Below are 12,162 nucleotides of genomic sequence, written 5' to 3'. Positions count from 1 at the left end.
ACCCGGTGCTGTTCCGGCTGTCGCACAATTACGTGGGCGATCTCGCCGAGACCACGGCGCTGATCTGGCCGACACCGCGCGATCTCCCTCCCCCCTCTGCGGGGGAGGGTGGCCCTCGCGTCAGCGAGGGTCGGGAGAGGGGAACCCGGCTTCAGGATGGGGCGGATGCCCTCATCAAAGCCGAGCCCTCTCTTGCACCGTCGCTCCCCTCACCCGACCCCCTTCGGGGGCCACCCTCCCCCGCAGAGGTGGGAGGGGATGCGCGCGCCGGGATCGGCCACAACAACCCGCCGCCGCACGTCCCGACCCTGGCCGAGGTCGTGGAGACCCTGGCGACCATTCCGAAGAAGGATCTGCCCGGGCACCTCGCCGACTGGCTCGACGCCCTCGACGAGACCGGGCGCTGGGCGCTCCTGAAGCTCGTCACCGGCAATCTCCGCGTCGGCGTCTCGGCGCGGCTCGCCAAGAATGCGGTCGGCGCGCTGGGCGGCCACGACGCCGATGCCGTGGAGGAGGTCTGGCACGGGCTGACGCCGCCGTTCGAGACTCTGTTCGCCTGGGTGGAGGGCCGGGCCGCGCGGCCCGAGACCCTGAACCCGGCCCCGTTCCGGCCGCCGATGCTGTCCCACCCGATCGAGGAGGAGGCGGATCTGGAGAAGCTGGAGCCGGAGGCGTTCTCGGCCGAGTGGAAATGGGACGGCATCCGCGTCCAGCTGGTCGGCGGCCGCGACCGGGCGGGCGCCCAGGTCGGGAAGGTCTATTCCCGCACCGGCGAGGACATCACCGGGGCGTTTCCGGATCTGGCCGAGGCGATCACCTTCACGGGGACGCTGGACGGGGAACTGCTGATCCTGCGCGAGCGGCGGGTGCAGAGCTTCAACGTGCTCCAGCAGCGCCTGAACCGGAAGGCCGTGACAGGCAAGCTCCTGGAGGAGTTCCCCGCCCATGTCCGCGCCTACGACCTCCTGACCCTCGACGGCGACGACCTGCGGGCGGAACCCTTCGCGGACCGGCGGGCGGCGCTCGAAGCCCTGGTCACCCGCCTCGACCATGCGCGGATCGACATCTCGCCCCTGGTGCCCTTCGCGGATTGGGAGGCGCTGGCCGCCGCCCGGGCCGACCCGGCCTCAGTGGGCGCCGGCGCCGATGCGGACGCCATCGAGGGCATCATGCTCAAGCGCCGCACCAGCCCCTATCTCCCGGGCCGTCCCAAGGGGCCGTGGTGGAAGTGGAAGCGCGAACCGCACGTGGTCGACGCGGTGATGATGTACGCCCAGCGCGGCCACGGGAAGCGCTCGTCCTTCTACTCGGACTACACGTTCGGGGTCTGGCGGGAGGCCCCGGAGGGCGGGGACGAGCTGGTGCCGGTCGGCAAGGCCTATCACGGCTTCACGGACGCGGAACTCGCCAAGCTCGACCGTTATGTCCGCAACAACACGACCAAGCGCTTCGGCCCGGTCCGCGAGGTCGCGCACGGACGGGATTCCGGCCTCGTCCTGGAGATCGCCTTCGAGGGCGTGCAACGCTCGACCCGGCACAAGTCGGGCGTGGCGATGCGCTTCCCCCGGGTCAGCCGAATCCGCTGGGACAAGCCCCCCGCGGAGGCCGACCGGATCGGCGTGCTGGAGCGGATCCTCGCTCGGGGAGAGCGCGAGATCGCGCCGGGCGCGACGCTGAGGGAGACGACCGCATGAGACAGGGCAGGATCGGGCCGGTGGAGCCGCTGGCCTCCGGCGCGGTGGAGCGCCACGCCAGCGGGCGCCTCACCATCGCGACCCCGGGGCCGGGGTTCACGGACTTCACCGCGGCGGTCGCCGACTTCGTGCGCGGCAGCGGAATCCGGAACGGGCTGGTGACTGTGTTCTGCCGGCACACCTCGGCCTCGCTGACCATCCAGGAGAACGCCGACCCCGACGTCCAGACCGATCTGATGACCGCCCTGGACGGGTTGGCCCCGCGGCATGCCGGCTACGTCCACGGTGCCGAGGGGCCGGACGACATGCCGGCCCATATCCGAACCCTCGTCACGGATTCCGCCCTGAGCATCCCCCTGGTCGATGGGCGTTTGGCGCTCGGCACGTGGCAGGGGATCTATCTGATCGAGCATCGTGACCGGCCGCACCGGAGGGAGATCGTGCTCACCGTGATCGGCGCGTGACGCCGGCCGGCGCGTCGCATTGCGCCTACGCGCATCGGCAACACCGGGTCACACACCGGCGGTTAACCATGTCGTGTGCTGATGGGCGTCCGTGAGACCGGTGGGTATGCCGGTCTGGCGCAGGGAGACCCCGATGAGCCTTTTCGACGCGCTCTCGAACTCGATTTCCGGTGCGTCGGCCCAGTCCTTCGCGCTGAACAACATCTCGGGCAACATCGCCAACACCCAGACGGCGGGGTTCAAGACCACCGAGACGCGCTTCGCCGACATGCTCGCGCAGACCGAGGGCGGGATGCAGCCGGCCGGCGGCGTGTCGAGCAACACCCGCGACACCCTCGGCATCCAGGGCACGCTGCAATCCACCGGCGTTTCGACCAATCTCGGCATCTCGGGCAACGGCTACTTCATCGTCCGGGCGAATTCCGGCACGGATCAGAGCCCGAGCTTCACCGGCCAGACAGCCTACACAAGGCGCGGCGACTTCACGCCGGATGCCAACGGCTACCTCGTCAACGGCGCGGGCTACTACCTGTTCGCCGGGGCCTCGGCGACGGCGCCGGTCACCGTGCCCACCGGGGCCAACACCCTGTCGAGCCTCGCCGTCTCCCCCGCCGGCACCCTCTCCGGCACCGCCGCGGACGGCAGCACCGTGCCCCTCGGCGCGCTGACGCTCGCGCAGTTCGGCACGCAGGACAACCTAACCTCCCTGGACGGCGGAACCTACGTGGCCAACGGCCAGTCCGGCACGCCGAGCTACGGCCTCAACGGCGCGACCCTGACGGCCGGCTCGGTCGAGCAGTCGAATTCCAGCATCTCGGACCAGTTCTCGAAGATGATCGAGACGCAGCAGGCCTACACGGCCAACACCAAGGTCATGAGCACCGCCGACCAGATGCTGCAGGACGCCATCGCGATGTACGCCTGAGGCGGCGTCACAGGATCTTGAGCGGGTCCGTCTCGGGCGGGGGCGGCGCCACGTCCACACGGTTCCACCAGCCGCCGCCGAGCGCCACGAACAGGGCCGCGGTGTCGGCGTATTGCGTGGCCCGCGCGCTCGCCGAGGTGATCAGCGCCGAGAGGTAGCCCTGCTGGGCGATCAGCACCTGTGAGGAGGTGACCGCGCCCGCGGTGTATTGCTTGCGGATCAGCCCGAGGCTCTGGTTGGTCGCGCTCACCGCCGCGTCGGCCGCCGCCACCGCCCTGGCGTCGGCCTGCAGCGCCCGCAGGGCGTCGGCGACGTTCTGGAAGGCACCGAGCACGGTCGCCTTGTACTGCGCCTGCGCCTGGGTGAGCCCTTCCTCCGCCGCCCGCTGGCGCCGGAACAGGGTGCCCGCATCGAAGATCGGCGCCGTGGCCTGCCCGATGATCGTGAAGAACGCGGCACCCGGGTTGGTCACCTGCGCGATTCGCGTGGAGCTCGACCCGCCGGTCGCTGTCAGGTTGAACTGCGGCAGGCGGTTGGCCACGGCGACCCCGACGCTGGCGCTGGCCTGCTGGACCAGGGCCTCGGCGGCCTTCACGTCCGGTCGCTGCTGCACGAGGCGCGAGGGCAGGCTCACCGGCAGGCGGGTCGGCAGCCGCAGGGCCGAGAGCACGAAGGTCTCGCTGACCTCGTCGGAGGGCAGGCGGCCGGCGAGCGCGGTGAGCAGGTTGCGCTGCTGCGCCAGGGCCTTCTCCAGCGGCGGCAGCAGCTGCTGCGACAGGGCCAGCGCGGCCTGTTGCTGGACCACGTCGGCGCCCGCGATCTGCCCGAGCGACAGCTGCTTGTTGTAGAGCTGCAGGATCTCGGTCTGCGCCTGGATGACCTTGCGCGTCGCCTCGATCTGCGCCCGCAGGGACGCCTCCTGGATGGCGGCCGCCACCACGTTGCCGGTGAGGCTGAGATAGGCCGCCTCCAGCTGGAAGCGCTGGTTCTCGGTGGTGGCCTCCAGGGACTCGATCTGCCGGCGGTTCCCGCCGAACACGTCCGGATTGTACGAGACCACCGCCTGCGGGGTGGAGAGGCTGTAGAGGTACTGGGTCTGGTTGTTGAGCGGCGATTGCAGATCGAGGCCGGGGGCGAGGATGCCCTGGATCTGCGGGTTCGCGGTCAGGCTCGGATAGAGCGTGCCCTTCTGGGCCAGCACGTTCTGCTGCGCGATCCGGAGCGAGGCCTGCGCGGCTTCGAGGTTCGGATTGTTGGCGAGCGCCTGCTCGACGAGGCGGTTCAGCGCCGCGGAGTGGAACAGGGTCCACCAGGAGCCGGGAATGTCCGCGCCCGAGACGAAGCTCTGATCCGCCGAGCCGCCCTGCCGGGTGCGGACCTTGTCGGCGGCCGAAGGGTTCTTCAGCGGCTCCTTGGTGTAGCGGCCGACCGGCGGATCCTCGGGCGGCACGTAATTCGGCCCGACCGCGCAGGCCGACAGGGACAGCGACACGGTCGCGGCCAGCACGGCGACCGCCCGTCCGCACCGAATCGGCGCACAGCTCACCATTCCGCCCCCGAAGACCATACCCTGGTAGAGCGGCGCGGCGCGCAGCCAAGTCAATGCGGCGGTCCCCAGATGGCGTGCGCCGGGCGCAGGTTGTGGCCCGCCTGCAACGTGCTGCCGGCCGGTCCGCCGGGTCGTGAGGCGGCTCACGCGGCGGCCCGATGCTCGGTCGGGGCCCGCGCCGCGAGATTCGGCCTGCGCCGGGAGAACAGGGAGATCAGCACCGGCATGACCACCAGGATCAGGTTCGGCGCCAGGATGATGCCGCCGACCACCACCAGCGCCAGCGGCTTCTGCACCTGCGAGCCGATGCCGGTGGAGATCGCGGCCGGGAGCAGGCCGACGCAGGCGGCCACGCAGGTCATCATCACCGGGCGCATGCGCACCACCGCCGCGTGCCAGACCGCCTCCTGGGGCTTCCAGCCCTCCTCGAGGAGCTGGTTGTAATAGGCCAGCAGGATCACGCCCTCCATGGTCGAGATGCCGAACAGGGCGATGAAGCCGATCGCCGCCGAGATCGAGAACGGCGTGCTGGTCAGGGACAGGGCGAAGATGCCGCCGATCATCGCCATCGGGATCACCGACAGCGTCAGCAGCATGTCGGCCACCGAGGAGAAGTTGATGTACAGGAGCAGCGCGATCAGCAGCAGGGTCACCGGCACCACGAGGCTGAGCCGGGCCGCCGCCTCCTTGAGGTTCGTGAACTGCCCGACCCATTCCAGCCGGTAGCCCGGCGGCAGGTCCACCGCCTCGGCGACCTTGCGCTGGGCCTCGATCACCGTGCTGCCGAGGTCGCGGCCACGCACCGAGAACTTCACCGGGATGTAGCGCTCCTGATCCTCGCGGTAGATGAACGAGGCGCCGGAGACGAGATCGACATCGGCGATCTCCGAGAGCGGTACCTGGATCACGCCGCCATTGGGGTTCTGCGCGCCCACCGCGATGTTGCGGATGCCGGCGAGCGACGAGCGGTACTCCTTGGCGAGCCGCACCCGCATTGGGAAGTGGCGGTCCGAGCCGTACTCGTAGAGGTCGCCCGCGGTCTGGCCGCCGATCGCCGCCTGGATCGTGGTGTTCACGTCGCCGATCGACAGGCCGTAGCGGGCGGCCTTGTGCCGGTCGACGTCGATCCGCACCGTCGGCTGGCCGAGGGATTCGAACACCGAGAGGTCGGTGATGCCCGGCACCGAGGCCAGCGCGGCCTTCACGGCGTTGGCGGTCTTGGTGAGCTGGACGAGGTCGTTGCCGTAGACCTTGACCGAGTTCTCGCCCTTCACCCCCGAGGCCGCTTCCTGGACGTTGTCCTCGATATATTGTGAGAAGTTGAACTCGATACCCGGGAATTCGTCTTCCAGCTTCTTGCTCAGATCCTGGATGAGGGTCTCCTTTTCGAGCCCCTTGCGCCACTGGTCGATCGGCTTGAGCGGCGCCAGGATCTCGACGTTGAAGAAGCCGGTGGCGTCGGTGCCGTCGTTCGGGCGGCCCTGGTGCGACAGGACGGTGGTGACCTCCGGGACCTCCTGGAAGATCTTGCGCATGCGCTGGACGTAGGCGTTGCCGGCCTCCAGCGAGATCGAGGACGGCATGGTGCCGCGCACGTAGAGGTTGCCCTCCTCGAGGCGGGGGAGGAATTCCAGGCCGAGATTGCGCGCCACCAGCCCCGAGACGAGCAGGATCGCCAGCATCACCGCGAGCGTCAGGACCCGGTTCTTCAGGCCGAAGGCCAGGATCCGCTCGTGGCCGAAGCGCGTGAGCCGCACGATCAGGGTGTCGCGCTCCTCGAGCTTCCGGGGCAGGATCAGCGCGGCGAGGGCGGGCGAGACCGTGAAGGTCGCCAGCAGGCCGCCGATCAGCGCGTAGGCGTAGGTCTTGGCCATCGGCCCGAAGATGTGGCCCTCGACGCCCGTCATGGTGAAGAGCGGCAGAAAGCCGACGATGATGATCGTGGCCGAGAAGAAGATCGCCCGGTTCACCTCGCGGCCCGCGATCGCGATGGTGCCGAGCCGCCCGGTCAGGCCTGCGGGCGGCGCCTCGCCCTTGACGTGCTCGGGCTCCGCGAGGTGGCGGAACACGTTCTCGACCATGATGACCGTCGCGTCGACGATCAGGCCGAAATCGATGGCGCCGAGCGACAGGAGGTTCGCCGAATCGCCGCGCACCACCAGGATCAGGATCGCGAAGCCCAGTGCGAACGGGATCGTGGCCGCCACGATGATCGCGCTGGTGAGCGAACCCAGGAACAGCCACTGCACCACGAAGACCAGCACCACGCCGAACACGAGGTTGTGCATCACCGTGTGGGTGGTGGTGTGGATCAGGCCCGAGCGGTCGTAGATCCGCTCGATCTTCACGTCCGGCGGCAGGACCGTGGAGCTGTTGATCTTGTCGATCTCGGCCTCGACCCGCTCCAGCGTCGGCAGGCTCTTGCCGCCGCGGGTCATGAGCACGATGCCCTCGACCACGTCGCGCTGGTCATCATGGCCGACGATGCCGAGCCGCGGCGCGTTCGATACCCGCACCTCGGCCACGTCCCGCACCAGCACCGGCGTGCCGTTGACGAGGCTGATCATCGTGTCCTTGATGTCGTCCATGTCGCGGATCAGGCCGATGCCGCGCACCACCGCCGATTGCTGCCCGACATTCAGCGTCTGGCCGCCGACGTTGATCGAGGCGTTGTTGAGCGCGGTGGTCAGCTGGACCAGGGTCAGCCCCTGCGCCTGCAGGCGGTTCAGGTCGACGGCGACTTCGTATTCCTTGGCCTTGCCGCCGAAGGCGGTGACGTCGACCACGCCGGGGATCGCCTTGAACCGGCGCTGGAGCACCCAGTCCTGCAGGGTCTTCATGTCCATCGGCGAGTAGCCCGCCGGGCCCACGAGCTTGTAGCGCATGATCTCGCCCACCGGGCTCGTCGGCGAGATCTGCGGTGTGGCGCCGTTGGGCAGGGTCGGGGCCTGCGACAGGCGGTTGAGCACCCGCTGCAGCGCCTCCTCGTACGTGTACTCGTAGTTGAACTGGACCTTCACGTCCGACAGGCCGAACAGCGAGATGGTGCGCACCACCTGGGCGTTCGGGATGCCGGCCAGCGCCACCTCAAGGGGGATGGTGATGTAGCGCTCGATCTCGTCGGCGGACTGGCCCGGATTCTGGGTGATCACGTCGACCAGCGGCGGCACCGGGTCGGGATAGGCCTCGATGTTCAGCTGCGTGTAGGCGCCGTAGCCGATGCCCAGCATCATGACGAACAGCAGCACCACCAGCACGCGCTGCCGGAGCGAGAAGGCGATCAGGGCGTTCATCGGGCCGGATCCTCGCTCACGACGCCTTGTCGCCGGTGGCCGCCCGGTCGATGAACAGGGCGCCGCGGGTCACGATCTGCTCGCCCGGCCGCAACCCGTCGACCACCTGGGCGCTGTCACCGTTGATCAGCCCGAGCTTGACGTCGCGGGCCTCGACGGCGCCGTCCGGCCGGGCCACCCAGACATGGGTCCGGTCGCCCTCGTAGACGATCGCGGCGACCGGCACGCTCGGGCTCGGCTCGCCCTTGCCGGTGATGATCGTGAAGGTGGCGAACATCTCCGGGCGCAGCACCCGGTCCGGGTTGTCGACCTCGCTGCGCACCGCCAGCCGCCGGGTCGCCGGGTCGAGGCTGGAGGCCATGTAGTTCACCCGCGCCTTGAACACCCGCGTGCCGAAGCCCGCCACCTTTGCCTCGACCTCCTGGCCGTTCCGGATCTTGGGAATCTCGCTCTCGCGGACGTTGGCGACCAGCCAGACCGTCGACAGGTCGCCGATCACGAAGACCGGGTCGCTGGAGGCCGAGAGGTACTGCCCGATGCCGACCTTGCGCTGGACGATCGTGCCGGCGATCGGCGCCCGGATCTGCGTCTCGGGGCTCATCGTGCCGTTCTTCTCGTAGGCGGCGATCTCGGCGGCGGTCTTGCCCAGGAGCCGCAGACGGTTCCGCACCGCGTCGAGGGAAGCCTCCGCGGTCTTCAGGTCGCTCTGGGCGGCGATCACGTCGTTCTGGGCCGACTGGTAATCCTTCAGGGCCGTGGCGTGGGCCTGGAACAGCTCCTGCTGGCGCGACGCGATGGTCTGGTCGAGCTTCAGGAGCGCCTGCTGCTTCTGGAGCGTGTTGAGCGCCGCCTGATAGTCGTTCTGCGCCTGGACCATGTCGGTGGCCTCCAGGGTCAGGAGGACGTCGCCGGCCTTCACGTCGTCGCCCGCCCGGACCAGCACCTTGGTCACCCGGCCCGCATAGGGCGAGACCACCGGCACGTTGTCGTCGTCGTTGAGGGCGATGCGGCCCTCGGCGGAGCCCTCCGGGCGGAACATCTGGGTCGCTACCGGCAGGATCTCGAAGGCGGCGCGCTGCTCCTTGGAGGGCCGGAACACCCGCTCCACCGGGCCGGCCTTCACCGCGTCGATGCCCGGATCGGCGTTGCCCGAGGCGCCGAACAGGCCGGTCACCGAGGCGAGGAGGCCGGAGCCGGCCTCGCGGGCCCGATCCGGGAAGGCGAAGGCGAGGGCGCCCGCGACCACCAGGAGCGCGACGACGACGAGGGGCCTCGACCACCGGCGATTGCGCGGCGGTGCCAGGGTGGTCTCGTCCTGTTCCAGCGGGTTTCGGGCGTCCATGGCTGTTCTTCTGCGTCCGGACGAAGTGACCGGGCTGGCTGAGACGGGTACGATTCGCGCCGGAACGCCACTCACATCAATGCGACCGCTGGTGCTTTTCTGTGGCGAACCGCGCGGGTGTTCCCCAGCGGCCCAGCCTGCCTAGAGCAAAGCTTGTCCGGCGTGCAATCGATTGGCGGCACCGGTCGCGAAACCGTGTGACACCGTCTTCCTTTGCCGGGATTTGTTACAATATGACAACGGTTCCCGGCGAACCGCCCCGCCCGCTCCCGTCACCCCGTCGAAGAAGCCGCCATGTCCGACACGAGCCCCGCTTCCGCCAAATCCGGATCCCCCGCCGGATCCCCCGCCGGCAAGATCCCGGTCACCGTGCTCACCGGTTATCTCGGCGCGGGCAAGACCACGCTGCTGAACCGGATCCTCACCGAGAATCACGGCAAGCGCTACGCCGTGATCGTCAACGAGTTCGGCGAGATCGGCATCGACAACGACCTCGTCGTCGGCGCGGACGAGGAAGTGTTCGAGATGAACAACGGCTGCGTCTGTTGCACGGTGCGCGGCGACCTGATCCGGATCATGGACGGGCTGGTGAAGCGCCGGGGCAAGTTCGACGCGATCATCGTCGAGACCACGGGTCTCGCCGATCCGGCGCCGGTGGCCCAGACCTTCTTCGTCGATCAGGACGTGGGCGAGGCCGCCCGGCTCGACGCCGTGGTGACGGTGGCGGATGCCAAGTGGCTCTCCGACCGCCTGAAGGACGCCCCGGAGGCCCGCAACCAGATCGCCTTCGCGGACGTGATCCTGCTCAACAAGAGCGATCTCGTGGCCCCGGCGGACCTCGACCGGGTCGAGGCCGAGATCCGCACCATCAACCCGCTGGCCAAGCTCCATCGCACCCAGAACTGCGCGGTGCCGCTCGAGGCTGTGCTGGAGCGCAACGCCTTCGACCTCGACCGGATCCTCGAGGTGGAGCCCGACTTCCTGGAGGAGGGGCACCATCACCACCACGATTCCGACATCCGCTCGATCTCGGCGCGAATCGAGGGCGCGGTCGACCCGGAAAAATTCATGCCCTGGATCTCGAACCTGACCCAGGTCCAGGGCCCCGACATCCTGCGCTGCAAGGGGATCGTGGCCTTCCCGGACGAGCCGAAGCGCTTCGTCTTCCAGGGCGTCCACATGATCCTCGACGGGGACGTGCAGGGCGACTGGCGACCGGACGAGCCGCGGGTGTCCCGCGTGGTGTTCATCGGCCGCAACCTCGATCCGGCGGCGATCAAGGCGGGGTTCGAGGACTGCCGGGTGTGAGGGCCTGAGAGGCGCTGTGTGTTTCCCTCCCCCCTCTGCGGGGGAGGGGGTGCCCGGCGGCTCCGAAATCTCATGCGCGCAAACGCCAACACGCCGTTTTCCGCCCACGAAGCCGATTCTCAACGATTGAATGTCACTCTAGAGGCTGCGGGCCTGCGTACTCGGCCCGCGGAGCCCGCGTATCATGGCCCACAGCGCAGCCGCCGGAACCGCGCCCGGTATCCCGCTCATCGTGGTCGTGGAGGGGCTGGCGAAGGCGCTGTTTGCCGCCTTCATCTTCTTCGCCTGCTTCGCCTTCTCGGAGACCTCACCCTACGACGCGGTGGCGATCCCCACGATCCTGCTGTGGCTCTGCCTCGGCGTGCGGTTGCACCGGGGGGCGCTGCCGCTGCTCGGCCTCCTGCTCCTCTATCTGGCGGCGATCGTCACCGCCCTGCTCCCGTACCTGAACGAGGACTTCCCGGTCACCTGGACGGTGCAGCTGATCTACCTGTCGATCACCTGCATCTTCTTCGCGATGTTCTTCGCCGACGACACCCAGGCCCGGATGGAGCTGGCGCTGAAGGCCTACACGGCGAGCTGCGTGTTCTCGGCGGCGCTCGGCATTGTCGGCTACCTGCAATGGCTCGGCATCGAGGACCTGTTCTACAAGTACGACCGGGCGTCCGGCACCTTCCAGGATCCGAACGTGTTCGGCTCGTTCCTGACGCTGGGCGCCCTCTACCTGATGCACGGCCTGCTCACCGGCGCGGCGCGGCGGCCGCTGGCCTCGCTCCTCGGCCTGCTGATCATCGTGGCCGGCATCTTCCTGTCGTTCTCCCGCGGCTCCTGGGGCGGGAGCGCGGTCGCGGTGCTGCTCATGGTCGGCTCGGTCTACGCGGGCAGCACGTCAGTCCGCCTGCGCCGCCGCATCGTGCTCCTGACCCTGGCGACGATCGTGCTCGGCACCGTGGCGGTGATCGGCCTGCTCTCGGTCGATCACGTCCACAAGATGTTCGAGACCCGGGCATCCCTGACCCAGGACTACGATGAGGGCGAGACCGGCCGCTTCGGCAATCAGATCCGCGGCCTCGCCATGCTCCTGGAACGCCCCTTCGGGATGGGGCCGATGCACTGGCGGCTGGTCTTCGGGCTGGAGCCGCACAATTCCTACATCGGCTCCTTCGCCAATGGCGGCTGGCTCGGGGGCGCGGTCTTCATCGGCCTCGTGCTGACCACCAGCGTCGTCGGATTCCGGCTCCTGGTGCGGCCGTCGCCCTACCGGGCGCACGCGCAGATCGTGTGGCCGGCGCTGCTGATGTTCTTCCTCCAGGCCTTCCAGATCGACATCGAGAAGTGGCGCCATGTCTACATGATGCTCGGCATGGTCTGGGCCCTGGAGGCGGCGCGGCTGCGCGCGGGCGGGCGCCTCGTCCCGGGAGCTGGTCGTCGTCCCTCGGAGACATGACGCGGCCGGGCTGAGGATTGTAGCATCGCCCCGAAAGACGGCCGCCGGCCTTCGGAAAAAGATCACGCGCGGTCCGCCGCGCCCCGGCGCGCTTGAAACGCGGCCCCGGGCGCGGCATCGCTCGTCGGCCGCCGAACGGA

At 69.1% G+C, this 12,162-nt stretch carries 8 protein-coding genes; 5 read left to right on the top strand and 3 right to left on the bottom strand.

The genetic code is table 11. The features are described from left to right. The 3 genes from MKK69_RS10820 to MKK69_RS10810 form a co-directional block, all read left to right on the top strand. Nucleotides 1-1,694, top strand: a 1,694-nt coding sequence (locus tag MKK69_RS10820) for a cisplatin damage response ATP-dependent DNA ligase (RefSeq protein WP_243967816.1), incomplete at its 5' end; no start/stop codon positions are given. Next, the gene (locus MKK69_RS10815) at nt 1,691-2,158 is read left to right on the top strand and encodes a secondary thiamine-phosphate synthase enzyme YjbQ (protein ID WP_243967815.1); all 468 of its coding nucleotides are present in this window, start codon (nt 1,691-1,693) and stop codon (nt 2,156-2,158) included. The genes MKK69_RS10820 and MKK69_RS10815, both read left to right, overlap by 4 nt. 133 nt (nt 2,159-2,291) lie before the next feature. After that, nucleotides 2,292-3,083, top strand: coding sequence for a flagellar hook basal-body protein (locus MKK69_RS10810; RefSeq protein ID WP_243967814.1), 792 nt, complete (start codon nt 2,292-2,294; stop codon nt 3,081-3,083). Nucleotides 3,084-3,090: 7 nt separating this feature from the next. Here MKK69_RS10810 and MKK69_RS10805 read toward each other — a convergent pair whose 3' ends face one another. The 3 genes from MKK69_RS10805 to MKK69_RS10795 all read right to left on the bottom strand — a co-directional run bounded on the left by MKK69_RS10805 (nt 3,091) and on the right by MKK69_RS10795 (nt 9,267). Beyond that, entirely contained in the window at nt 3,091-4,632 is a 1,542-nt protein-coding gene (locus MKK69_RS10805) for an efflux transporter outer membrane subunit (RefSeq protein WP_313900846.1), read from the bottom strand. A 143-nt stretch (nt 4,633-4,775) separates the two neighbouring features. After that, a complete protein-coding gene (locus MKK69_RS10800) occupies nt 4,776-7,925 on the bottom strand; it encodes an efflux RND transporter permease subunit (protein ID WP_243967812.1) in 3,150 nt (1,049 codons plus the stop codon). Between the two features lie 16 nt (nt 7,926-7,941). Next, nucleotides 7,942-9,267: an efflux RND transporter periplasmic adaptor subunit gene (locus MKK69_RS10795; RefSeq protein ID WP_243967811.1), complete on the bottom strand. Its 1,326-nt coding sequence runs from the start codon at nt 9,265-9,267 to the stop codon at nt 7,942-7,944. A gap of 294 nt (nt 9,268-9,561) precedes the next feature. Here MKK69_RS10795 and MKK69_RS10790 point away from each other — a divergent pair, with 294 nt between their 5' ends. Both MKK69_RS10790 and MKK69_RS10785 read left to right on the top strand, forming a co-directional pair. After that, complete coding sequence (locus MKK69_RS10790; RefSeq protein ID WP_243967809.1) at nt 9,562-10,575, top strand: CobW family GTP-binding protein; 1,014 nt, start codon at nt 9,562-9,564, stop codon at nt 10,573-10,575. Nucleotides 10,576-10,759: 184 nt separating this feature from the next. Next, on the top strand, nt 10,760-12,022 hold the full coding sequence (locus tag MKK69_RS10785) for an O-antigen ligase family protein (RefSeq protein WP_243967808.1): 1,263 nt from the start codon (nt 10,760-10,762) through the stop codon (nt 12,020-12,022). Nucleotides 12,023-12,162: the final 140 nt, after the last annotated feature.

It is taken from the genome of Methylobacterium sp. J-026 (assembly GCF_022829585.1).
In the GTDB taxonomy this organism is placed as follows: domain Bacteria; phylum Pseudomonadota; class Alphaproteobacteria; order Rhizobiales; family Beijerinckiaceae; genus Methylobacterium.
Note: the sequence above shows the minus strand (reverse complement) of the source record. Positions and strands in the feature narration are given on the sequence as shown.